Annotated in this window: 18 protein-coding genes and 1 tRNA gene; 11 read left to right on the top strand and 8 right to left on the bottom strand. The window is 64.9% G+C overall.

The window, feature by feature from the left end:
* Positions 1–94 precede the first annotated feature (94 nt).
* The 6 genes from WC585_RS01000 to WC585_RS00975 all read left to right on the top strand — a co-directional run bounded on the left by WC585_RS01000 (position 95) and on the right by WC585_RS00975 (position 5028).
* Positions 95–901: a DUF1295 domain-containing protein gene (locus tag WC585_RS01000; RefSeq protein WP_373255664.1), complete on the top strand. Its 807-nt coding sequence runs from the start codon at positions 95–97 to the stop codon at positions 899–901.
* 1 nt (position 902) lies between these two features.
* Positions 903–1925, top strand: a complete 1023-nt coding sequence (locus tag WC585_RS00995) for a cyclopropane-fatty-acyl-phospholipid synthase family protein (protein WP_373255663.1) — start codon at positions 903–905, stop codon at positions 1923–1925.
* 2 nt (positions 1926–1927) lie between these two features.
* The gene (locus WC585_RS00990) at positions 1928–2332 is read left to right on the top strand and encodes a DUF2177 family protein (protein WP_373255662.1); all 405 of its coding nucleotides are present in this window, start codon (positions 1928–1930) and stop codon (positions 2330–2332) included.
* Positions 2333–2391: 59 nt separating this feature from the next.
* Positions 2392–2946: a sigma-70 family RNA polymerase sigma factor gene (locus WC585_RS00985; protein ID WP_373255661.1), complete on the top strand. Its 555-nt coding sequence runs from the start codon at positions 2392–2394 to the stop codon at positions 2944–2946.
* Complete coding sequence (locus tag WC585_RS00980; RefSeq protein ID WP_373255660.1) at positions 2943–3662, top strand: anti-sigma factor domain-containing protein; 720 nt, start codon at positions 2943–2945, stop codon at positions 3660–3662. The genes WC585_RS00985 and WC585_RS00980 overlap by 4 nt, the downstream gene beginning before the upstream one ends.
* Before the next feature lie 115 nt (positions 3663–3777).
* A complete protein-coding gene (locus tag WC585_RS00975; protein ID WP_373255659.1) occupies positions 3778–5028 on the top strand; it encodes a class I SAM-dependent methyltransferase in 1251 nt (416 codons plus the stop codon).
* Between the two features lie 119 nt (positions 5029–5147).
* Here WC585_RS00975 and WC585_RS00970 read toward each other — a convergent pair whose 3' ends face one another.
* Together WC585_RS00970 and WC585_RS00965 are read right to left on the bottom strand one after the other, a co-directional pair.
* A complete protein-coding gene (locus WC585_RS00970; RefSeq protein ID WP_373255658.1) occupies positions 5148–6257 on the bottom strand; it encodes a glycoside hydrolase family 5 protein in 1110 nt (369 codons plus the stop codon).
* Between the two features lie 93 nt (positions 6258–6350).
* On the bottom strand, positions 6351–7604 hold the full coding sequence (locus WC585_RS00965; protein WP_373255657.1) for an MFS transporter: 1254 nt from the start codon (positions 7602–7604) through the stop codon (positions 6351–6353).
* Positions 7605–7707: 103 nt separating this feature from the next.
* Between WC585_RS00965 and WC585_RS00960 the strand changes: the two genes are divergently transcribed.
* The 3 genes from WC585_RS00960 (at position 7708) to WC585_RS00950 (ending at position 14152) form a co-directional block, all read left to right on the top strand.
* Positions 7708–8742 carry a LacI family DNA-binding transcriptional regulator gene (locus WC585_RS00960; protein WP_373255656.1) on the top strand — a complete coding sequence of 345 codons (1035 nt, stop codon included), beginning with the start codon at positions 7708–7710 and terminating at the stop codon, positions 8740–8742.
* Positions 8743–8860: 118 nt separating this feature from the next.
* Complete coding sequence (locus WC585_RS00955; protein ID WP_373255655.1) at positions 8861–11575, top strand: TonB-dependent receptor; 2715 nt, start codon at positions 8861–8863, stop codon at positions 11573–11575.
* 69 nt (positions 11576–11644) lie between these two features.
* Complete coding sequence (locus WC585_RS00950) at positions 11645–14152, top strand: exo 1,3/1,4-beta-D-glucan glucohydrolase (protein WP_373255654.1); 2508 nt, start codon at positions 11645–11647, stop codon at positions 14150–14152.
* Positions 14153–14344: 192 nt separating this feature from the next.
* Here the strand turns inward: WC585_RS00950 and WC585_RS00945 are convergent.
* Positions 14345–14420, bottom strand: a tRNA-Thr gene (locus WC585_RS00945).
* Positions 14421–14481: 61 nt separating this feature from the next.
* Here WC585_RS00945 and WC585_RS00940 point away from each other — a divergent pair.
* Together WC585_RS00940 and WC585_RS00935 are read left to right on the top strand one after the other, a co-directional pair.
* Complete coding sequence (locus WC585_RS00940; RefSeq protein WP_373255653.1) at positions 14482–14835, top strand: DMT family protein; 354 nt, start codon at positions 14482–14484, stop codon at positions 14833–14835.
* Between the two features lie 97 nt (positions 14836–14932).
* Positions 14933–16753, top strand: a complete 1821-nt coding sequence (locus WC585_RS00935; protein WP_373255652.1) for an AMP-binding protein — start codon at positions 14933–14935, stop codon at positions 16751–16753.
* 1 nt (position 16754) lies between these two features.
* Here WC585_RS00935 and WC585_RS00930 read toward each other — a convergent pair whose 3' ends face one another.
* From WC585_RS00930 to WC585_RS00910, 5 genes are read right to left on the bottom strand one after another with little or no spacing between them, the layout of a single operon-like run.
* A complete protein-coding gene (locus WC585_RS00930; protein ID WP_373255651.1) occupies positions 16755–17231 on the bottom strand; it encodes a PaaI family thioesterase in 477 nt (158 codons plus the stop codon).
* Complete coding sequence (locus WC585_RS00925) at positions 17228–18943, bottom strand: class I adenylate-forming enzyme family protein (RefSeq protein ID WP_373255650.1); 1716 nt, start codon at positions 18941–18943, stop codon at positions 17228–17230. Before WC585_RS00925 ends, WC585_RS00930 begins: the two co-directional genes overlap by 4 nt.
* A complete protein-coding gene (locus WC585_RS00920; RefSeq protein WP_373255649.1) occupies positions 18940–20457 on the bottom strand; it encodes a class I adenylate-forming enzyme family protein in 1518 nt (505 codons plus the stop codon). The genes WC585_RS00925 and WC585_RS00920 overlap by 4 nt, the downstream gene beginning before the upstream one ends.
* Positions 20454–21680 (bottom strand): thiolase family protein, encoded by a 1227-nt coding sequence (locus WC585_RS00915; RefSeq protein WP_373255648.1) that lies wholly within the window; start codon positions 21678–21680, stop codon positions 20454–20456. The genes WC585_RS00920 and WC585_RS00915 overlap by 4 nt, the downstream gene beginning before the upstream one ends.
* On the bottom strand, positions 21677–23362 hold the full coding sequence (locus WC585_RS00910) for an aldehyde dehydrogenase family protein (protein ID WP_373255647.1): 1686 nt from the start codon (positions 23360–23362) through the stop codon (positions 21677–21679). Before WC585_RS00910 ends, WC585_RS00915 begins: the two co-directional genes overlap by 4 nt.
* Positions 23363–23364 lie beyond the last annotated feature (2 nt).

The following is a 23364-nucleotide window of genomic DNA, read 5'->3' as shown; positions in this document are numbered from 1 at the left end:
GATATACGGTGCTGCAATCCTGCGGGATGCGATGCATCCTTGCCCGACTCTGCGCGTAACTGTGACGCTCAAACTTCTCAAGGACCAGACTGTCTTGCTGATCGCCCTCGCACTGGCCTTTGCCTTCATGGCCCTGACGATGACGCTGGCCTGGTGGACGGTGCTGAAGACCCGGAACGGTGGCTGGACCGATGTTTTCTGGACGTTTGGCACCGGCATAGCGGGCGTTCTGGTCAGTCTGACGCCGTGGGCAGGCATGCCGGGACCGCGCCAGTGGCTGGTTGCAGTTCTGGTGGCTGTCTGGTCGATCAGGCTGGGCAGCTATATCGCCGGACGCGTGGCGGGGGGACATGCCGATCCGCGCTACGTCGCCCTGACCGAGGAGTGGGGCTCCAACTTCTCCCGCAATCTCTACGGCCTGGCAATCGTGCAGGCTCCGGCGACGACGTTCCTGTGTGTTTCGATCGCGGCGGCGGCGCTGAGGCCCGGCGACGCCCTGATGCTGACGGACTATCTGGGCGCACTCATCCTTCTGGTCGGCATCGGCGGCGAGGCGCTGGCCGACGAGCAGATGCGCCGGTTCCGCGCCGATCCGTCGAACAAGGGCAAGGTCATGGATCGCGGTCTTTGGGGGCTGTCTCGGCATCCCAACTATCTGTTCGAGTGGGTCATCTGGCTGGCCTATCCGGTCATCGCGATCGATCTGAGCGGCGGTTGGGTCGCAGGCTGGGCCGCGCTGGTCGCGCCGGTCGTGATGTATGTAATCCTTCGCTACATGACCGGCGTGCCACCGCTGGAAAAGGTCATGCTTAAGTCGCGCGGCGACGCCTACCGCGACTATCAATCCCGCGTCGGGGCCCTGCTGCCCCGTCTGAATGTGTTTTCCAAGGACCGCGCCTGACATGAGTCTGCTTGATCGCCTGAACAGCTTGCAGGACTCGCCTGCGCCCGACTTCGTGACTCGCCCGGCCATTGCGGCCTTCGTCGCCAATGCCCGCAAGCAGATGGCGGTGGTCCGGCCCGGTGCCGAGAAGGCCTTCGCCGAAGAAATGGCGGCGCGCCCGGTGGCGGAATACACTGAGGCCGCTAATGCCCAGCATTACGAACTGCCAGCCCGCTTCTTCGAACTGGCCCTGGGGCCCAACCGCAAATATTCCAGCGCCTTCTACGACCATCCATCCTCGACCTTGGCCGAGGCCGAGGTCAGCGCCCTGCGACAGACCTGCGAGCATGCGGACTTGCAGGATGGCCAGAACGTACTGGAACTGGGCTGCGGCTGGGGGTCGCTGTCGCTGTGGATGGCGCGGCACTATCCGGCCTCGACGATCAAGGCGGTGTCGAACTCGCGCAGTCAGAAGGCGGCCATCGATGCAGAGGCCGCGCGGCTAGGCCTGACCAATCTGACGGTCGTCACCGCAGACATGAATGTGTTCCAGACGGAGCAGCGCTTTGACCGCATCGTCTCGGTGGAGATGTTCGAGCATATGGCCAACTGGCGCGAACTTCTGGGCCGTGTTCGGGCCTGGCTAAAGCCTGACGGTCGGGTCTTCATCCATGTGTTCAGCCATGTCACGACACCCTACCGCTTCGAGGTGTCCGACAAGGCCGACTTCATCGCCCAGCATTTCTTCACCGGCGGCATCATGCCCAGCCACGGCCTGATGCGTCAGTACCCTGACTTGTTCGAGGTCGAGCAGGACTGGCGCTGGAGCGGCACCCACTACCAGCGCACAGCGAATCACTGGCTCGAGAATTTTGATCGGCACGAGACGGAGATTCGCGGCTTGATGAAGGAGGTCTATGGTGCGGACTACGCGCTGTGGATGCGGCGCTGGCGGCGATTCTTCATGGCCACGGCCGGTCTGTTCGGCGACAGTGACGGCCAGGTCTGGGGCGTGAGCCATTATCGACTGAAGGGGGTCTGAGCATGTTGAAGTATCTCGCAGCCTATGGCGGCTCGGCTGTCGCCTTTCTGGTGCTGGACATCATCTGGCTGACCCTGATGGGGAACCGGCTGTACAAGCCCGTGCTGGGGCCGATCATGGCTCCCAAGGTCAATATGGTCGCGGCGGTGGCCTTCTATCTGATCTACATCTTCGGCATCACGGCCCTGGCGACGGCCCCGGCGCTGAAGGAGGCGTCGATCCAGAAGGCGCTGATCAACGGCGCACTGCTCGGCTTCGTGGCCTATGCGACCTATGACCTGACCAATCAGGCGACGCTGAAGACCTGGAGTACGACGATCACCCTGGCCGATCTGGCCTGGGGCACCTTCGTGACCACGGCGGCGGCATTGGCCGGCTATTATGCCTCGCGGGCCGTCTCAAGCTGACTTGCCCGTCGCGCCGGGCCGTGTAAGCCATAGGGTCAAGCCACGGACGAACGCCACGCATGGACGCTGACCAGAACCGACAGGCGCTCGTCGCCAATCTTCAGCGCGTGGCGTCCGGGGATCGCGCCGCCCTGAAGGATGTCTATGACGCCACCTCGGCGAAACTATTCGGGGTGTGCCTGCGTATCTTGGGCAACCGAAGCGAGGCCGAGGACGTGCTGCAGGAAGTCTATATCACCGTCTGGAGCAAGGCAGACCGGTTCGACGCGGACCGCGCCAGCCCGATCACATGGCTGGCCGCCCTGGCTCGAAATCGCGCCATCGATCGCCAGCGCCAGATCGGTCGACGCAGCTTCAAGCCGATCGACGATGCGCATGATGTGGCGGACGGTGCCGAATCCAGCCTGGCCTCCTTGGTTCGGAGCGAGGACGTGCGCCAGCTTCAGGGCTGCATGTCGGAACTTGACGCCACCCATCAGGCCGCCCTGCGCAGCGCCTTCTTCGAGGGGCTGACCTATCAGGACGTGGCTGAGCGCCACAATGTCCCGACCGGAACGATGAAGAGCTGGATCCGTCGCTCCCTGCTCAAGCTGAAGGCTTGCCTCGCCCGATGATCGATCACGAACTGAGCCCCGACGAGCAACTGGCGGCAGAATATGTCGTCGGTGTCCTGACGTCGGAAGAGCGGGCGCAGGCCGAGCGCCGTATCGCCGCCGAGCCCGGTTTCGCAGCCGAGGTCGCCGACTGGCAGGAACGGCTGATGCCGCTGCTGGCCGAGATCGAGCCGGAGACACCGCCGCGTGTCGTGTGGATGCGCGTTGCCGCTCAACTGGGCGTGTCGGCGACCAGACCTGCGGGGGTCTGGAACAGTGTCGCCGTCTGGCGCGGCGTTGCGGCGGTCGCCAGCGTTGCTGCCGCCGTCGCCGTCGCTGCCCTGGTCCTGACGCCGCCGCGGCTGGTTATCGAGCCGGATGCGGCACCCGCCGCTGCGCCGGTTCTGACCTCCATCGCGTTGTTGAAAGAGGAGGCGGGGCCGACGTCGTTCGTGGTCACCCTGGACAAGGCCCATGACCGGCTGATCGTCGCGACCGTGGCGGGCCAGGCTCAGGCTGACCGCTCGTTCGAGCTGTGGGTCCTGCCTGAGGGACAGGCCCCGGTCTCACTGGGTGTGCTGAACGGGCGCGAGGCGCTGGTGCTGGATACGGCGAAGCTGCTGGGCCCGGACGGCGAGACGGCCAGTCTGGCGATCACTCTGGAGCCCCTGGGCGGATCGCCTTCGGGTGACCCAACCGGACCGATAGTGGCCAGTGGAGCGCTGTCGCCGGTTTAGCATACGGTCCGCATCTGATCGGCGGTTGCGACCGTAGCTTTCCCGACACTAGACAGGCAGGTTGCGTCGGGACCATTTCTCCCCCACGTCGCTGTTTCGACGGGATTCTCGCATCATGGACGGCTCAGCTTCACACCTTGGCAGGATGACGGGCGCGTCGCGCAGCGACGTATCCGATGCACCCGCGTTCGCGCGGCCTTTCCTGCGTCGCCTGAGTAGCCTGTGGCGCTACGGTACCATGGCCGTCACCCTGCCGGACGGCACGCAGATGACGATCGGCGGCGATGACGGCGCGATAGGCGAGGGGCCCCAAGCCGTGTGGACCCTGACCCGCTGGAGGGCCTTCCTCAGACTGCTGACGCGCGGCGACATCGGCTTCGCAGAGGGCTACATGGCGGGCGAGTGGGATACGCCGGACCTGACGGCCCTGCTGACGGCCTTTGCCCTGAACTATGACGCCCTCGATCAGATCATGTCGGGCGTGCCGATGTTGAGAGGCGTCAACGCCATTGTGCATGCCTTGCAACGCAACAGCCGGACCGGCTCGCGCCGCAACATCATGTCCCACTACGACCTGGGCAATGATTTCTATGCCCAGTGGCTGGATCCGAGCATGACCTATTCGGCAGCGCTGTTCGATCCACCGACGTTGTCGCTGCCAGAGGCGCAGACCCGCAAGTATGAGGCACTGGCTCGTTCGATCAGTATCGAGCGCGATCATGAGGTGCTGGAGATCGGCTGCGGCTGGGGCGGTTTCTCGGCCTATGCGGCGGGCACGCTGGGAGCCAGGGTGACAGCCATCACCTTGTCGCCGTCCCAGGCGGAGGTCGCGCGAAAACGCATCTTTGAACAGGGATTGTCCGAGCGGGTGGATGTCCAGTTGATCGACTATCGCGACGTCCAGGGTTGCTACGATCGCATTGCCTCCATCGAGATGTTCGAGGCTGTGGGCGAGGCCTACTGGCCGACCTATTTCGACCGTGTGCATGACCTTCTGAAACCCGACGGCCGGGCGGGGCTACAGATCATCACCATCGACGACGCCCTGTTCGACAGCTACCGCAAGCGCCCGGATTTCATCCAGCTGCACGTCTTTCCCGGCGGCATGTTGCCCAGCGAACCAGCCCTGTGGGCCACGATCGGCAAGGCTGGACTGACCGGAGAAGTCACCCAGCGTTTCGGTCAGGACTACGGCCGGACGTTGGGGCTATGGCTTCGAGCCTTTGACGATGCATGGCCACGCATTGAGCCGCTAGGCTATGATGCACGTTTCCGGCGCCTGTGGCGCTACTATCTGGCCTATTGCGAGGCCGGATTCGGGACGGGACGCACGGACGTGGTTCAGTTGGCCCTTTCGAAAGTCTGATGGCTGGTCAATCTGAGGCTAGATGATGCGACTTATCCGGCCAAAAGCGGTCGGCGGCACGACGTTGTGAAAGACCTTCCGCAAGGGGCGTCTTAATGATTGGGCTGAATCCATCGAGACTAGGTACAATCCGTCCCGAAGCGCCCACCGGTCCAGAGGCAAGTGCCGTCGATACAGTCGATGAGGTTGTTGGGAAAACTGCCGGTTTCGTGAGCATACACCTGGAACCAGCCACCATCGTCCCATACGGCAGTCGGCATGCCAAATCGCCTGGCGTGGACCGCGTCAAAGCGCGCGTACCATTGGCGAATGTTGTTGCAATCCATCGTCTGGTAGCGGCTCTTCCAGCCGACGCCCCATTCGCCGATGAAGACGGGCATGCCGCCGCCCGTCGTCGATGCCCAGTCGGCCATGACCTGCATGGGTGAGGCGATGTCCTCGTCCGTCCAGGGATCGGCATAGTCGCCCTGATTGTCGCCGCTGAATTCCCAGGGGCTGTAATGGTGAAAGGTCGCCATGACATGGGGGTCGTGGCCGCCACCGACGGCATCCAGGTTGGGCCAGGTCAGGGCCATCTCATGAGCACCGAACCACTGGTTGCCGCCGATGATGACGATGCGGCCGGGATCGTCCTTCCGGATGGCGGCATAGGCACGCCCTGTCATCTCCCGCACTGTTGCTGGCAGCATAGCCTCCTTGCTGGTGAGGTGCGGCTCGTTCAGTATTTCGAACATCAGACGACCGTCCCGGTCGCCCAGCAGGTCGCTGATGTCGGCCCACAGTCTGGCCAGCACTTCGGCGTCGCCTGAATCCTTCAGCCGACTCTCGTGATGGGTATTGATGACGACGTAGAGCCCGGGCTGGTCCAATGCATAATCGACCACGGCCACCAGTTCCGCCAGGCGTGCAGACCTTCGATCAACCTGGCCTGTTTCTGGGTTGGCAAGCGTGGTGCCGCCGACATTTTCTGTCCATGTCACTGGAATGCGAACCGTTCGAAACCCGCGGGAATAGTAGGCGTCGATCTTGGGCCGGGCGACGTCCAGCGTCGCTGGATGCTGGGTGTTGTCGAACATCTGGCCCAGGTTGAAGCCCTTGCCCATGGCCTCGGCAGCCTGCCTTGCCGTGGGTCGTTCGAAGGCTGATGCGGTGGTACCGGGCGCAATCCAAAGCGCCGTGATCCAGAACAGAACGCCCAAGCCGCGCCACCGCTTCATTTTACTAGACATGAGCGCCTCTCCAGACCCGACAGCGCAGCAGAGCAACAGGATGACAGCGCTGTCGTCAATCGCTCGCGGCCTGCCGGGAGAACACGTCTGGTATCAGCGGACGCGCCGCACCCCTAGAACCGCAAGGCCGCCCAGCACGGCCAGGACTGCGGACGTCGCCATCAACTGAGGCCAGGATTGACGCTCGGGGCCCAGGGCGATCAACGCCACGACCGGGGCCAGAACCGCCGGAAGGGTGTTGGTCAAGTTCATGATCCCGAGATCGCGGGCCGTGTCCTGCCTGGACGGAAGCACCTGCGCGACGAGGGCAGCGTCGACGGTCGTATAGAGGCCGAAGCCGATACCATAAAACGCATAGCCGATCAGAGGGCCGGGCCAGGCTGGCCAGACAGCGAAGATCAACAGACCGCAGGCCATCAGCCCGGCAGCCAGAAGGATGAAGGCCTTGCGCCGGTTCAGTCGGTCCGATGCCAAGCCTCCCAGAAAGCCAGACACCAGGATCAGGACCGTGGACAGGGTGATCAACCGGGCCAGTCCGCTTTCGACCGTGGTCCCTGGAAACTGCTCGGCATAGCGCGCGTGGTCGGCCAGATAGAACAGCATATAGGCGTTCACGACGCTGGCCGCGATTTGCAGGCAGAAACGCGATAGCCAGGCGAACCCGAAGTCGGGCGACAGTTGAAGTCTTGTCGTCGCCCTGCGTGCGACCGAGTGCAGGTGCGGAGCGTCCCGATAGGTCAGCAGGAACGGCATCAGGCAGGCGGTGGCCAGCAGGCCCATGACACCCATACGCGCCGTCGTATCGGCCAGGATCGGGTGGGTGATCAGAACGCCGCTGGCGGCACCCAAGGGCGCGCCCAGGCCGAGAAAGGCAGCGACGCGGCCTTTCTGTCTGTCCGGGACGCGGTCTGCGAGGACGGCATTCAATGGTGCGAACAGCGTGTTGAAGGCCAGTTGAAAAACGACGATGCTCGCGACCAGCATCGCCGGGCTAGAGGCGGTGGCGATCAGGCCATAGGCGACGATCACACCGATCAGCCCCCCTGCCATCCAGGGACGGCGGCGTCCCAGCCTGTGTCGCGTTCGGTCGCTGGCCCAGCCGACAGCCAGATTGGTGATACTGGCCACCACGGCACCCAGCAGGGTCACCAGGCTCAGCAGGCCGATCTTGTCCATCGGGGCCAGGGCCTGGGCCTGTAAGGGCACCAGCAGGCTGAGCAGGGGCACGAAGGCGATGAAGGCCCCGACATAGGCCAGTGTCAGGGTGGCGATGAAGCCCGGGCCGACAGGCGGCAAGAGTTCGGCTGCAAGGTCAGGAACAGCCTTCATGGCGACGACTTTGGCCAAACTCGTTTCCAGGCGCGAGCGAAATCTTGCGCGACCTGCGCCAATCGCCGCATACAAAGATGAACGGCGGTCCGGTGGCCCGTCAGGGGAGGGGACCGCCACGATGACCGCGACGATCTACGATGTCGCCGCCCTTGCCGGCGTGTCGATCAAGTCCGTATCCCGCGTCCTGAACGGCGGGCCCAACGTCAGCCCTGCGCTGGAAGCCAAGGTTCGAGCGGCGGTCGAAACCCTGGACTATCGACCCAGCTTGTCGGCGCGAACCTTGGCCGGTGCGTCATCCTATCTGATAGCGGCCTTCGTGGACGCGGAACTGACGCTGGAGCACTGGCGCAGCGGGCGGGGCAACGACTACCTCAGTCGACTGGAATATGGCGCCTTGGTCGAATGCCGCCGGGCTGGGTACCACCTGCTGGTCGAGCTGGTGGACTATGGCTCGCTGAGCCTTGAGGCCAATCTGCTGTCTCTACTGCGGTCGCTGCGACCGGACGGCGTGCTGCTGACACCGCCCAACTCGGACGATCCCAGGGTGCTGGATGTGCTGGAGCGCAACGGGACGCCATTTGTGCGTCTGGGGGCTGAGGCCCATCTGGATCGCGGCATGCGGGTCTTTATGGACGACCGTCAGGCGGCCTTCGACATGACGGCACATCTGATCGCGGGGGGGCATCGCAGGATCGGCTTCATCTCCGGCCCCGGCAGCTACGCCGCCAGCCGCGCCCGGCGCGACGGCTTTCAGGCGGCGATGATCGAACACGGGCTTCCCGTCGATAAGGCCCTGGTGGCCGAGGGCGACTTCACCTTCGAGGCGGGGCGACAGGCGGGAGCCACTCTGCTGAGTGCGAAGGATCGACCCACTGCCATCTTTGCGTCCAACGACGACATGGCTCTGGGCGTGCTGAACTCGGCGGCGGCGTCTGGCTTGATCGTTCCGGACGATGTGGCGGTGTGCGGTTTCGACGACACCCCCAGCACCATGCTGAGTACGCCCCCGCTGACCACCATCCGCCAGCCCGTCACTGAGATGGCGGCGGCGGCGACGCGCCTGCTTCTTCCCGCGACCCGGGGTCAGCCCGGCCAGGCTGAAAAGGTGGACTACACCCTGATCGAGCGACTTTCGACGCAGTCTTCGGGCTGAACAGACGTCGGTTGACAGCGCTGTCAAATGAAGACAGTTTGATGTCGGGAAACAGGCGCACGCCATGTGCGTCGTCACGACGGCACTCTGGGAAACAGGGGCCACGGGGAGGAAGACCATGATCCAGTTCAAACGTTCGCTTCTGCTCGGCTGCGCCGCACTGGCGATGACGGCCGGCATGACGCATGCCCAGACGGCACCGGCCGCCCCCGTACCTGCAGAGCAGGATCCCACCGAGCTGGACGAAATCGTCGTCACGACCGAGCGCCGCGAGCAGAGCCTGCAGGACTATGCCGGAGTGGTTCAGTCCATTACGGGTGAGGACCTGCGTGCGGTGGGTATCGACCAGATCGAGGATCTCCAGTCCGCCATTCCTGGCCTGTCGATCTCCAATCAGGAAGGCAACGTCCAGATCTATATCCGTGGCGTAGGCACTGCAAACAACACCGAATTGGGGGATCCGTCGGCTGCAACGCATCTGAACGGTGTCTACCTGCCACGTCCGCGCGGTTTGGGCGGCCTGTTCTTCGACCTGGCACGGGTGGAAGTCGCCAAGGGACCGCAAGGTACATTGCGCGGACGGAATGCCGTTGCCGGCACGCTGAACATCATCCCCAACATGCCACGCCTCGGTGTGAGCGAAGGCTTCATCCAGGGTGAAGTCGGTACGCTCGAAACCTTCGGCTATGAGGGTGCCGTCAACATCCCGATGGGCGACGATCAGGCATTGCGTCTGGCCGTCTATGGCGTTGATCGCGGCACGGCCTACAAGAACGTCGGCAACGATGAGAGCCTGGACCCCACTGGCGAGCAGCAGTTGTTCTCGGCGCGGGCCACCTATCTTTATCAGCCGAACGACCGCTTTCGCCTGAGCCTGATGGGCGATTTCGAGTCCGAGCGGGGCACCGGTTATCCGGCCACCAATGTGCGCAATGGCCTGGTCGGTGGCGGGACGCCCGATGGCCTGGAACTGCGTGACGTCCTGTTCCGGGGTCCGCAGGGACTGGTCGAGAACGACAACTGGGGCCTGGCGCTGAATGCGTCGTATGACTTCGGTGGTGCGGTGCTGGAGTATACGGCCAGCCGTCGCAGCGTGGATTATTACCAGGTCAATGCGGCCAACGAGGGTGTCGTGCGCCCCGGCTATGGTGCTGCTGACGTCGACTACGACAACTTTGGCACCCAATACTGGCTGACGCTTTCGGAATCCGACATCCATGAACTGCGGCTGACCTCGGCACCCGGCGCAGAGTTCGTCTGGTCCACGGGCCTGTTCTATTTCAAGGAAAGCCAGCAGGTCGGCTTCCTGTCCGTGGTCGACAAGGGCCAGTTCTATTCCGGCACCGAGTTCACCTTCCCGGACGTGCAGTCCGACTCATTCGCGGCCTATGCCGACGTCACCTATCCGCTCACCGATCAGCTGCGGCTGAAGGGCGGCTTGCGATACACCGAGGAGAACAAGTCTCGCCGGGGCATCGGTGGCAACTGGTCGCTGGGGCTGGGATCCGAAGGGTTCAACTGCTGCTTCGTCACTCGTCTGGGGACCGAAGGTTTCCGGCCCAACTTCACGGGCCGCGACAGCTATGCGCCGCCGACACCAGGCGACAATGCGGCAGCTGCCCGGTACTTTGCCAGTGCGTTCACACCTGGTGCCCGCGACACATTCCTGGACCAGATCGCAGGTGTTGCAGACGGCTCGCGGCCAAACGGCACCTGCGTCAATCGTCCGGACACCCAGCCAGGCGGCAACCCCCAGACCTGCCCGGCCAACGGCCAGCACAGCTTCTTCCAGATTTCCGCACCGGGGGAGCAGGTCGGCTCTTATGAGGACTCGTTCAGCGACTATCGCGTCGGCTTTGAATACGACCTGAGCGCGGACAACCTGTTCTACGGAGCCGTTTCGACGGGGCACAAGTCGGGCGGTTTCAATGACACCGTGATCGTGAACGGCGTTTCCACAGCTCCGACGTTCGCGCCGGAATCGGTGACCCTGTTCGAACTGGGTACCAAGAATACCTTCCGTCCCGCCATCGGCCGGATCGACGTCAATGGCAACGTCTTTTACTATGACTACTCCGATCAGGTATTCCAGACCCTGGTGTCGCTGGGCACTGGCCCGGGTGGGGCCAGCGCCGGCTTCTCTCAGCAGAACATCAATGTAGCGCAGTCGACCATCCAGGGCTTCGAGGTCGAGACCCGGTTCAGCCTGCCCTATGGCATGCGGCTGGACATCATCGGCTCCTACATCGACGCTCAGGCGGACGAAGGGGTGCTGACCGATACGCGTGGTACCGACTACGGCGACGGCACGCCCAACTTCAACGTTGACATCGGCGGCAACGACCTGCCCAACGTGTCCAAGATCAACCTGAATGCCCATCTGCAGCAGACGGTCGATCTCTTCGGCGGTCGGGCTGACTTCCACCTGCTGGCCAACTACAGGTCGTCCTACTACCTCAACATCTACAACGAACTGCCGGTCATCCAGTTTACGGCACGTCCGACCGATCCCGCACAGCAGGCCGCCTATGATGCGTTCAAGGCTTCGCTGGCAGGCACCACGATCAATCCTACCGCCCCACTGACCAGTCCATTCCTGCGCAGCACGGATGCCCGCGAAGGCGGCTTCTGGGCCCGTCAGGAAGGTTATGTGACCGTCAACCTGGGTGCCGGCTGGGAGCCGTCGAGTGGCCGCTATCGCATCGAAGGCTATGTCAACAACGTCTTCGACGAGACGGTCGTCGAGAAGCAGCTGGTGTCCGACCAGGTCGTCAATGTCCTGTTCCTGAATCAGCCCCGCACCATGGGTGTGCGCCTGCGCGCCAACTTCTAGTCTCCCTGACCCTTGGCGGCGCGGCCCTCCAGCTGTGCCGCCACTTCTTTTTCAGTATCGAGGCCGATCATGACCGCGTCCCGTCCAGCGCTTCTCTGTGCCGCAGCCCTGGCCGTGCTCATGATGGGGAGTGTGTCGACGGCGCAGACCGCCGAAGCCAGCGATCCGCAGACGGCCGTGGCCGACCCGTCCGCTTGGCCTGTCGCTGCCAGCCCGACAGCGATCACCGATGCCCGTACCGAGGCCGCTATCACTGAACTGATGGAGCGCATGACGCTGGAGGAGAAGGTTGGCCAACTGATCCAGGCCGACATCGGCGCCATCACCCCCGCCGATCTGGCCCGCTACCCCATCGGCTCCATCCTGGCGGGCGGCAACTCGGCCCCGGCGGCGAACGAGCGGGCACCGCTGGCCGACTGGGTCGCCTTGTCTGTGGCCTTCCGCGAAGCTGCCGCCAGCCGTCCCGGCGCTGCGGTGCCTCTGATGTTCGGCATCGACGCCGTGCACGGCCACAACAACATCGTCGGTGCGACGCTGTTTCCGCATAACATCGGCCTGGGGGCCGCCCGCGATCCGGACCTGATCGAGCGGATCGGTGCCGCCACGGCCCGGGAGGTTGCGGCCTCGGGCGCGGACTGGACCTTCGGACCGACATTGGCCGTGCCCCGCAATGACCGCTGGGGCCGGGCGTATGAAGGCTATGGCGAACATCCCGAGATCGTCACCAGCTATGCCGGACCGATGACCCTCGGCCTACAAGGAGCCCTGGTGGAGGGCAGACCTCTCGCCGCCGATCGCATCGCCGGCTCAGCCAAGCATTTCCTGGCTGACGGCGGCACGGCCAACGGTGTGGATCAGGGCGATGCTGTGATCTCCGAAGCCGAGCTGATCGCCATCCACGCCCAGGGCTATGTGCCCGCCATCGATGAGGGCGTGCTGACGGTCATGGCGTCGTTCTCCAGCTGGAACGGGGTCAAGATCACCGGCAACCGGTCGCTGCTGACCGATGTGCTGAAGGAGCGGATGGGGTTCGAGGGCTTCGTCGTCGGTGACTGGAACGCCCACGGTCAGATCCCGGGTTGCAGCAACGAAAGCTGTGCCGAGGCCATCAATGCCGGGCTGGATATGTTCATGGCCCCCGACAGTTGGCGCGGGCTCTACACCAACACCCTGGCCCAGGCGCAGTCTGGGGAAATCCCTGCCGCCAGGATCGACGACGCCGTGCGCCGCATCCTTCGGGTCAAGTTCAAGCTGGGCGTCTTCGACCGCGACCGCTCGCTGGAAGGCCGGACCGATATTCTGGGTTCCGCCGATCATCGCGCCCTGGCCCGCGAGGCGGTACGCAAGTCGCTGGTACTGCTGAAGAACGAAGGCGTGCTGCCCATCCGTCCGGGCGCACGCGTTCTGGTCGCCGGAGAGGCGGCGGACTCGATCGGGCAAGCGTCCGGCGGCTGGACCGTCAGCTGGCAGGGCACCGACACCACCAATGCCGACTTCCCCGGCGGCACCTCTATCTGGGCCGGTCTGGAAACAGCGGTGACCCAGGCAGGCGGGACGGCTGAACTTAGCGCCGATGGATCGTTCCAGACCCGTCCGGACGTCGCGATCGTGGTCTTCGGCGAGACGCCCTATGCCGAGTTCCAGGGCGATATCGAAACCCTGGACTTCGCGCCCGAAGAGCCGCTGGAGCTGCTCCGCCGATACAAGGCGGCGGGCATTCCGACCGTCTCGGTGTTCCTCAGCGGACGCCCCCTCTGGACCAATCCCGAGATCAACGCCTCCGACGCCTTCGTCGCCGCCTGGCTGCCGGGAACCGAGGGCGCGGGCGTGGCCGATGTGCTGGTGGCTGGTCGCGACGGGCGTGCGTCGTATGACTTTACGGGCCGCCTTTCATTCTCCTGGCCTCGAAATGCCGGCCAGGACATGCTGAACGTGGGTGGGCCGGGCTATGCTCCCCAGTTCGCCTATGGCGATGGGCTGAGCTACGGGGCCCCAGCCAGAGTGGAGACGCTGCCTGAAGATCCGGGGGTGACCGTGGCGCGCGTCAACCTGGACGGCTATTTTGCTGACGGTCGTATCCAGGCACCGTGGTCGTTGATGCTGCGTGACGAGGGGGGAGAAAGCCGTGTCGGCACGGTGCTCACCGGAGCCAGTCCGCGCGGAGCTGTGACGGTTCGTCCAACTGATGGGACAGCGCAGGAAAGCGCGATGGCGCTGAAATTCACAGGTCCAGCCGAAGCGCTCGTGACGGGGCCGCCCGTCGATCTGTCGCGTCAGCGCAATGGTGACATGGTGCTGGCATTCTCGATACGCCTGGATGCCGCATCCTCCGGGCCCATCGAGGTCGGCTTCGGGCGACAGCGGGTTGATATAGGATCGGTTCTGGACGGAGCGGCACCGGGGACATGGCAAGCCGTCCGCTTGCGGCTGGCCTGTTTCGATGGTGAACGCTCGAATGTGGCGGCCGTCGATACGCCCTTCGCCCTTACATCGGCCAGTCCTGCACAAGTCTCTCTGGCTGACATCAGGCTGACCAGCAACGACAGCAGCAGCAGTTGCCTGGTTCCGGCTGACTGAAGCCGCCTCGAGTTTGCTCCTCCCGCATCAGCGGGACCTTGCCTGCCGACAGGCCCGTTCGTGATGCAACCCGGAGTCCGAAAGTGCGGGAAAGCGAGCGCGCCGCAAGGCGAAGACGGATGACGGCGGCTGGATTCCATCACAGCAGACTGTCTGGCACTGAAAACGTTTGCAGACTCAGGCACTGAAAAATGGTGCCGGCTGCAGGAATCGAACCCGCGACATCCAGTTTACAAAACTGGCGCTCTACCAACTGAGCTAAGCCGGCGTCCGCTTGACGCGGCGGCCCTTATGATGGCGCAACGGCTTTGACGCAAGCCGGGGATTTCATGCCGATCTCATTTGCCCACATTGCCCCTGTCCTGATGCTGATCGCGTCGAACGTCTTCATGACGCTCGCCTGGTACGGCCATCTGAAGTTCGGCTCAAAGCCGCTCTGGCTGGTGGTGATCGTCAGCTGGGGCATTGCCCTGTTCGAATACTGTCTGGCGGTACCGGCCAATCGGATCGGTCATGCGGTCTATTCGACGGCAGAGCTGAAGACGATGCAGGAGGTGATTACCCTGATCGTGTTTGCCGTCTTTTCGGTCAGCTTTCTGGGCGAGAAGCTGACGATGAACCATGCGGTGGGGTTTGTCCTGATCATCGCCGGGGCCTGGTTCATCTTTCGCGGGCCGCTGTGAGCCATCGGTGCGATTTGGTCCGTCAACGCAATTGACCTGAGGGGCCGATGCCGTGAAGCTGTCGCCAGACATCGCAGAGTGTCACGGGAGAGAGTTCATGGACGGATCGACGGCACCTTGGCGTGAGGCGGAACTGCTGCCTGTCGATCTGGATGTGCAGGTTCAGGATGGCATCTATCGCATCGCCTCGCGCACTGCGCTGAAGGACCATGATTTCAACATGCCGCGTGCCTTTGCAGAGGTGGCGGCACGTCAGCCGCAAGCCCCGGCCCTGCATCGGCGCGAAGGCGGCACGGGCGACTGGCAGACGGTCTCCTATGGCGCTCTGAAGCGTCAGTGCGATGGCGTAACCCAGTGGATGATCGACCGGGGCGTGACAGGGCCGGTGCTGATGATGGGATCCAATTCCCCGGCCATGGCGGCGTTTCTGTTCGGGACGCTGGCGTCGCCCGCCATCAGCGCGCCGGTCAGCCCCTTGCTGGCGCTGGTGGGTGGTGATCTGGGGCGGTTGCGACATGTGCTGTCTCTGGTCCGGCCCGCGGTGGTCTTCATCGAGGATGCGCGGGCGGTGGCGGCGGCGATCGACGGGCTGGACCTGGGCGACGCCATCGTGATCACCGGCACGCCGGAGGTGCTGAGCCGCGAGACGGTGACCCTGAAAAGTGTGCTTGAGACCGAGCCGACCGAGGCTGTCGGAGCCAGTATCGAGGCGCTGAAGCCGGAGAAGATCGTCCAATATATGCTGACGTCCGGTTCCACAGGCCTGCCCAAGGCCGTGGCGGCCAGCCTGTCGAACCTCGCGGCCAATACGGCGTCGGGCGGACAGCTGACGCGGCTGAACTGGACGGACAAGGTGCTGAACTGGATGCCGTGGCACCATGTGGCGGGAGCGGCGGTCTTGCGGGCGACGCTGCTGTCGGGCGGCGAATTCTACATCGATGACGGCAAGCCGATGCCGGGTCTGTTCGACCTGTCGATCCGCAATCTGAAGGAACAGCCGGTCCGCTACTACGTCAATGTACCGCTGGGCTATGCCTTGCTGGCCGATGCGCTGGAGGCGGATGCGGACCTGCGCCGGATGTTCTTTTCGGAGCTGAGGATCATGCTGTTCGGTGGAGCCGCCCTGGCCCAGCCCGTGATGGATCGCATCCAGGCCATGGCCGTGGCCGAGACGGGACACCGCATCCTGATGCCCTCGGCTTACGGCGCGACCGAGACCACGTCCGGCATTATGGCGGGCTATGAGTATACCGACCGGGTCAGCCTGGGGCTGCCACTGCCGGGGACCACGATCAAGCTGGTGCCGCACGATCATCGGTATGAACTACGCATCGCGGGGCCCAGCGTCACAGCAGGCTATCTGGACGACCCGGTGCGCAATGCACAGGTCTTTGATGAGGAGGGCTTCTACCGCACCGGCGATCTGGTCACCTTCGTCGATCCCGCAGACCCGACACGGGGTGTGGCCTTCGCCGGGCGAGCGGCCGAGGAGTTCAAACTGGATTCCGGCGTATGGGTCTCTGGTGGAGCCGTTCGGGATGCGGCGCTGAAGGCGCTGTCGCCGTTGATCGCCGAGGTGGCGGTGTGCGACGACAACCGGCCGTATCTGGGCCTGCTGGCCTGGCCGTCGCCGGACGGGGTGGCACGGGAGCTGGGCGTGCCAGTGACCGAGGCGCTTCAATCGGGGGCGTTAGTAGAGGCTTTGAGGTCGCGCCTGACGACGCACAATGCCAGCCAGAAAGGCAGCAGCAGCCGGATTGCCCGGCTTGGCTTGCTGCTGACGCCGCCCAATCCAAATGCGCATGAGCTATCGGACAAGGGCACGGTCAATCGCCGGGCGGTGCTGGACAATCGGCCGGGTGATCTGGAAGCGCTGTACGCCGATCCGCCCGGTCCGCTGGTGGTGGTCGCGGACTAGATCAGGCGCGCGGCCGGCGGATCGAGACGCCGACCGTGCCGTGGGCGATCAGCAGGTCCTCGGGTGTGGTGACCGTGACATCAACGACGACCTTGCGCGCGTCCTGATGCACGGCCCGGCCTTCCGCGATCAGGGCATTGCCGCTGATCGGGGCGGCGTTGATGAAGCGCAGGGTCAGGTCGGTGGACAGGAGAGTCTCGCCCGGTTTCAGCAGGGTCATGGCCGCCCCGCCGCCTGCCATGTCGACCAGAGACGCCGTCACCCCGCCGTGGACCAGGCCTACGAAGTTGGCGTGGCCCGGATCGAGGGTGCATTCCAGCCGGATGTACCCCCGCTCCAGTGCGATCGGGCGAGAACGCAGCCGTTCGGGAAAGCCGCCGGCATAGCCAGCCGCCATCCAGCGCCGCGCAAGCGTCAGCCCGTCCTCTGACGGGTCTAGATGGAAGGTGGCCTCGGCCTGATCGGTCCCCTGGTTCACGCAGACACGCCGCTGCCGAGCTGGTCCCGCAGCTCTCGCTTCAGAACCTTGCCGACGGGATTGCGGGGCAGGGCGGCGATGGTTTCCAGTCGCTCGATCTGCTTGTAGACGGCAATCTGCTTGTCCTGGGTCAGGAAGCGGTTGATCTCCTCCAGGCTCGCCGTCTGGTCCGGCTTGAAGACGACGAAGGCGGCCAGTCGCTCGCCCAGATTGGGGTCTGGTGCACCGACGACGGCGGCTTCGGCCACGGCCGGGTGACCGGCCAGATGGCCCTCGATTTCCTCGGACGAGATGTTCATGCCGCCGCGGATGATCACGTCCTTCAGTCGGCCGACGAAGCGAATGAACTGCAGTTCGTCACCCGCCAGCTCGAACAGGTCACCGGTGCGGAACCAGCCGTCGGCATCGAAGGCACGGGCGTTGATGTCGGGTGCCTGCCAGTAGCCCGAGAACACGGTCGCACCCTTGACGCGCAGCTCGCCGGGTTTGCCGCCCTCGGTGATCTCCTGCTCGGTTTCGGGATCGACCAGGCGGGTGAAGATGCGGTCGTGCAGTTTCGCCTTCCACTTTCGGCCTTCACCCAGTCGAGGAAAGAAAACGGCGCGGTCGGAGGGGGAGGGGACGTCTTGCCAGGCGCTGGGGAAGGAGGCCCCCTCGTTGGAGCCGAAATAGTTGACGATCTGGACGCCGTACTTCTCGTGGAACGTCCGAACCATCCATTCCGACAGAGGGGCGGAGCCGGAGCCGATGGATTTCAACCGCCCGAAGTCGATGCCTTCCAGCAACGCCTCGTTCTGAAGCAGCAGGTTCAGGATGGCGGGCGGGGCGACGGTGTAGTCGATCTTCTCGTCACGGATCTGCTGCAGGAAGACGGCCAGGTCGAACGGCTGGTGCTGGACCAGGGTCGCGCCCAGCAACAGCCAGCTGACGAAGCTGGTCGAGATACCGGCCATGTTGACCATGGGAAACGGGTTCAACAGCCGCATGCCCGGCGTCAGGTCGGCGGCATCGACCACGCCCTCGCCCATGATGATCCACTCATTGTGGCTGCGCGGGACACCCTTGGGCTGGGCCTCGGTGCCCGAGGTCCAGCAGATGGTGACGATGTCGTCGGCGGTGATGCGGGCGGACTTGGACGCCTTCTGGGCCGCGCGATGCTGTTTGCCGTCGACCGCGTCCAGCAGGGGTTCCAGATCGATGGCCCCGGCCGGGCAGGTCTCGCCCAGGACGAAGACGTGGCGCATGGTCGGGGCCCTGGTCTTGACCGCCATCAGCATGCCGCCGTGCTGATGCTTGCCGATGCGGTCGGCGGTGATGGCCGCGACGGCCTCCGTCTTTTCGATGATATAGCCCAGCTCGTGCTCGCGATATTGAACCGGGGCCGGGCTGATGATCGCACCCAGGCGGATCAGGGCCAGATAGGCGATCCCCAGCTCGATGATGTTGGGCAGCTGAATGACCACCACATCGTCCTTGCCGATACCATGGGCGTGCAGGACAGCGGCCATCCGGTCCACGGCGATGCCGGTCTCGCGCCAGGTCAGCCGGTCGCCGACGCCGCCGACGATGGCGGCGGCATTGACGGGATCGACGCAGGCCTCGTCGTCAGGTCGCTCGCGGACATGCTTCAGGAACAGATCGTCCAGGGTGGTGTTGCCCCACCAGCCCCTGGCCTTGAAGTCTTGAATGCGTTCCTGAGGGACCACGATCATGGTGCTGTCTCCAGTATTTCCGTCCTGAGGCCTCCCGGTCTTGTCGCCGGGTGGACCAGTTGAATCACGTCCGCACGCACGACCTTGCCCACCGGGTTGCGAGGCAGGGCGTCCAGGCGATGCAGGGTCTTGGGGGTACGGACCGGCCCGATGCGGTCGCGCACGAAGGCCGTCAGGTCTGCGAGGTCGCCGGACGGATCGTGCAGGGCCACCGCCGCCTCCAGCCGCTCGCCCCAGGTCGCGTCCTCGACGCCGAAGGCGCAGGCCTCGCGCACATTGGGATGAGCCGCCAGGGCGGTTTCCACCTCGGCGGGATAGATGTTGTAGCCGCCGGATATAATCATCTCCTTCGACCGGCCGAGCAGGAACAGGTGGCCGTCGGCATCCAGCCGCCCGATGTCGCCGGTCTTCAGCCAGTCTCCATGACGGGCCTGAGCGGTCTGGGTGGCATCGCCCAGATAGGTGGTCGAGGCCAGGTCGCCCTTGACCACGACCTCGCCCTCGGCACTGGCGGTGCGGACCTGACCATCGTCGCACAGGACACCCATCGGTGTGCTCTCGAAGGCCTGGCCGACCGAGGCGTGCAGTGTCGGGTTCTGCATCTGCGCTGGCGTCAGGGCCGCGATGGTCATGGGGGCCTCGGTCTGGCCGTAGAGGGTGCCAAGCACCGGCCCGAAGCGGGCGATGGCCTGTGCGATGCGGGCGGGCGGCATGGGTGCGGCGGAATAGGTCAGGTGACGCAATCGGGGCAGGTCATGCGGCTCGAACGCCGCCTCGGCCATCAGCAGATAGATCAGGGTGGGCGGCATGAAGACGATGCTGACGCGCATTTTCAGTTCGTTGAGGATGGCCTCCCGCGATGGCTCGCCCAGCAGCACGTGAGCCCCGCCCGCCGCCAGGACCGGCAGGATGTAGTGCGAGGCTCCATGCGTCAGCGGTGCCACGGCCAGGTTCACGTCGTCGGCACGAAAATCGTAAAGGGTGTTGAGCGACGCCATGGCAGCGGCGGCGCTGGCCTGGCTCTGGACGACGCCCTTGGGCGTGCCGGTCGAGCCGCCGGTGAACTTGATGGCGAAGGTGGCATACCGGTCGTCGAGGATCGGGGGCAGGGCGGGGGTGTTTGTCGGTAAGGGCGCTTCGATCCAGTCGTCGATATTCAGGGCGGTCGTCGTCTGGCCCGCCGCCACGACGGAGGCCGTGTCGTGCAGCGTCATGGCCAGTCCGGCGCGCGCCTGCAGATCGGTATTCAGGCCCGCACCATTGCGAGGATTAAGCGGCACCCAGACGGCATTGGCACGCAGGATGGCCAAATAGCCGACGACGTGTCGCCAGCTGTTTGTGGCGCACAGACCTACACGGTGACCCGGCGCGATGCCGCGGTGGATCAGGTCGCTGGCCGCTTGCTCGACATGGGCGATCAGGTCGGCGTGTGTGAGGCAGAAGTCGCCGTCATGGATGGCGGGGCGTTCGGCCTTGGAGGGCAGATTGTCATAGAGCGCATGAACCGGGTTCATGCCGAGCGCTCCAGTATGGTCACGACGGTAGCCGCCTCCTCGACGCCCAGAAAACCGCCCCCATTTTCAGCGATGGCGATACGGGCGCTTGCGACCTGACGCGACCCGGCCTCGCCACGGAGCTGGGTGACGAGTTCGTACAACTGTCCGATGCCAGTCGCGCCGACCGGGTGCCCCTTGGCGACCAGACCGCCGGAGACATTTACAGGCGAGCGGCCACCCAGCGCAAAGTCACCGGCAATCAGGCCCGCGCCGACGCTCCCGGGCTCGGCCAGGCCCAGGTTTTCGATCTGCTGCAACTCGGCATAGCTGGTGGCGTCATGGACCTCCGCGACGTCGATGGCCTCGGGGCCCAGGCCTGCCTCCTCATAGGCGGCCAAGGCAGCGCGACGGCCGATGTGATGGGCGAAATCGTCCGGCGCGCGATCAGTGGCGCTGACCAGGGCACAGGCGCGGATGCGCACGGCGCGTGACTGAGCCGACAGTCGCGCCAGGCCCGCCTCGGAGCAGACGATCATGGCCGCTGCCCCGTCACTGACGGGGGCGCACATGGCGCGCGTGAAGGGATACACGATAGGCTTGTCTGCCAGGACCTGATCCACCGTCATCGGCGTGCGATACTGGGATTTGGGGTTCAGAGCGGCGGCGGTATGGTTCTTGGCGGCGATCCGGGCCAGGTCGATCTGGGTCGAGCCATATCGGTCCATGTGGGCGCGGGCCTGAGCGGCATACAGGTCCATGAACAGGCTGCGTCCCTCGCTCGGAGCTTCGCCGCCCATCCTCTGGATATAGGCCAGCACACCCTCGCGGTCATGGATGTCGGTCCCGCCCGCAAACGCAGCGGCGACGCGATCGGGGCTGTCGGGAAAGACCATCTTTTCGGCACCGACCACCAGGGCGATGTCGCCCGCGCCGGCGCGGATCCAGTGCAGCGCCTGAAGCAGGGCGGTCGAGCCGGAGGCGCAGGCGTTCTCGACATTGACGATGGGTATGCCGGTGATGCCCCGGCCGCGCAGGGCGATCTGGCCGCGTACCGTGTTCTGTCCCTCCAGCATGGGCTGACGCGTGTTCGAGAACCAGGCCGCCTGGATGTCACCGGTGCTGGCACCTGCATCCTTCAAAGCCGCCGTCACAGCCTCGGCGGTCAGGGTTTTGACGCTGTCGTCCGGGCGCTTGCCCAGCGCCGTCATGGAAATGCCGGCAATGAACGCAGGTCGGCTCATGCGGTCGCAGGCCGTCGTCGCTGTACGATGCGGAACCGCGAGGCGACGAAGGCCGCGTCGGCCAGACACGCATTACCCGCAGGGTTCAGCCCCGTGACGTGATAGTCGCTATAGGCGGCGGCGAAGTTGATCCACATCGCCCCGGTCAGATTGATCGACAGATTGGCCCCGGCTGCTTCGTATAGTGGCGTCGCCCGGTCGATGAAGCCTTCGTCGGTCGAATAGAGGTAGGTCGAGATGGCTCCATGCGTCCGGGCCAGGTCCGTAGTCTCGCGCACCGCTGCGTCGCCCTCCATCGTCACGACGAACAACACCGGCCCGAAATGCTCCTCGGCGTAGAGGTCGGGGGCCGAGCCTTCGACCGCGACGACCAGGGGCGTCAGGGTGCGGGCATTCGGAAACTGCGGGTGGGCATAGGGCGCGGCCTCACGCAGCACCTGGACATCAGTACGGTTCTCGACAGTGGCCCGCACGTCGGCGACGGCCTTCAGGCTGACGCTGCCCTGAATGGCGCCCATGATTCCGGCGGCCTGGGCGGGGTCGGCGGCGATGGCGTCGATCTGTTCGACCAAGGCCCTACCAAAGCGATCAGCCAAGGCAGGCGCGACGTAGAGCACCTGCGGGCTGGTGCACATCTGGGCCGAGAACAGGCTGGAAGATCGGGCGATGGCGCGGGCGACGGCGTTCAGGTCGGTCACCGACTCGATCACCACGGAGTTCACGCCCGCCGTCTCGGTGAAAAGCAGCTTGCCTGTCACCGTCCGCTCCAGATGGCCGCCGAATCGGGGGCTGCCGGTGAAGTCGACGATCTGGATGGCGGGGTGATCGACCAGAAGCTGGGCAACCGGCTCGGCCAGGGTGTCGACGGCTAGGGTGACCAGGTTGGGGTCGAAGCCGTGATCGGCCAGCACGCGGCGACACTCGCGCACCACGATGGCCATGGGCAGGACGGCGATGGGATGAGGTTTGATGATGACGGGGTTGCCTGTCGCCAGGCTGGCGAACATGGCCGGATAGGCGTTCCAGGTCGGAAAGCTGGCGCAGCAGATGACCAGTCCGATGCCCCGCGGAACCAGGACATAGGTCTTGTCCAGCGCCACCGCCTCGCCGGCGAAGTCGCGGTGCCAGGTGGCGCGGGGGGCGACAGCACGCATGGACTTGGCGGCAAAGGCCAGGGCCTCGATGCCGCGGTCGAGCGCGTTTGGACCCGAACCGCTGAAGGCCTGGGTGTAGCTCTGCCCGGCCACATGCATGACGGCATGAGCCATTTCGAAATTGGTCTCATAAAGCCGCTGAGCCATCTCGGCGCACAGGGCGACACGCAATTCGGGATCTGCGGTGCGCCAGTCTGGCCAGGCGGCGTGGGCGGCGTCGATCAGGGCTTGCGGATCGCTGACCGGGTAGGTGATGCCCAGCGGGGTCTGGGTGTAGGGCGACACTTCTTCACCCGCACGGCCCCTGATGCCTGGCTGATCGAGGTCAAAGGGCCGGTTCAGCTGGGCCTCGAAGGCTGCCTTGCCCGCCACCGGCTTGTCCGGGCCGTGGATCTTCGTGGACGGCGAATCCTTGAACGGCGACCAGGCCTGCCGTGTCTCGACGGCGGCAATGGCGGCGTCGATCAGGGGCGCGTGTCTGGCGATGAGGGCGGTACGGCGATCGGCGAGGGGGCTGGAGCCGTCCATGG

Source organism: Brevundimonas sp., assembly GCF_041648055.1.
Taxonomy (GTDB): domain Bacteria; phylum Pseudomonadota; class Alphaproteobacteria; order Caulobacterales; family Caulobacteraceae; genus Brevundimonas.
Note: the sequence above shows the minus strand (reverse complement) of the source record. Positions and strands in the feature narration are given on the sequence as shown.

Bases quoted from the DNA above. Each gene is read 5' to 3' on its own strand.
- WC585_RS00995 (WP_373255663.1), top strand. From the start codon at position 903: ATGAGTCTGCTTGATCGCCTGAACAGCTTGCAGGACTCGCCTGCGCCC.
- WC585_RS00990 (WP_373255662.1), top strand. From the start codon at position 1,928: ATGTTGAAGTATCTCGCAGCCTATGGCGGCTCGGCTGTCGCCTTTCTG.
- WC585_RS00985 (WP_373255661.1), top strand. From the start codon at position 2,392: ATGGACGCTGACCAGAACCGACAGGCGCTCGTCGCCAATCTTCAGCGC.
- WC585_RS00980 (WP_373255660.1), top strand. From the start codon at position 2,943: ATGATCGATCACGAACTGAGCCCCGACGAGCAACTGGCGGCAGAATAT.
- WC585_RS00975 (WP_373255659.1), top strand. From the start codon at position 3,778: ATGGACGGCTCAGCTTCACACCTTGGCAGGATGACGGGCGCGTCGCGC.
- WC585_RS00970 (WP_373255658.1), bottom strand. From the start codon at position 6,257: ATGTCTAGTAAAATGAAGCGGTGGCGCGGCTTGGGCGTTCTGTTCTGG.
- WC585_RS00960 (WP_373255656.1), top strand. From the start codon at position 7,708: ATGACCGCGACGATCTACGATGTCGCCGCCCTTGCCGGCGTGTCGATC.
- WC585_RS00955 (WP_373255655.1), top strand. From the start codon at position 8,861: ATGATCCAGTTCAAACGTTCGCTTCTGCTCGGCTGCGCCGCACTGGCG.
- WC585_RS00950 (WP_373255654.1), top strand. From the start codon at position 11,645: ATGACCGCGTCCCGTCCAGCGCTTCTCTGTGCCGCAGCCCTGGCCGTG.
- WC585_RS00940 (WP_373255653.1), top strand. From the start codon at position 14,482: ATGCCGATCTCATTTGCCCACATTGCCCCTGTCCTGATGCTGATCGCG.
- WC585_RS00935 (WP_373255652.1), top strand. From the start codon at position 14,933: ATGGACGGATCGACGGCACCTTGGCGTGAGGCGGAACTGCTGCCTGTC.
- WC585_RS00925 (WP_373255650.1), bottom strand. From the start codon at position 18,943: ATGATCGTGGTCCCTCAGGAACGCATTCAAGACTTCAAGGCCAGGGGC.
- WC585_RS00920 (WP_373255649.1), bottom strand. From the start codon at position 20,457: ATGAACCCGGTTCATGCGCTCTATGACAATCTGCCCTCCAAGGCCGAA.
- WC585_RS00915 (WP_373255648.1), bottom strand. From the start codon at position 21,680: ATGAGCCGACCTGCGTTCATTGCCGGCATTTCCATGACGGCGCTGGGC.
- WC585_RS00910 (WP_373255647.1), bottom strand. From the start codon at position 23,362: ATGGACGGCTCCAGCCCCCTCGCCGATCGCCGTACCGCCCTCATCGCC.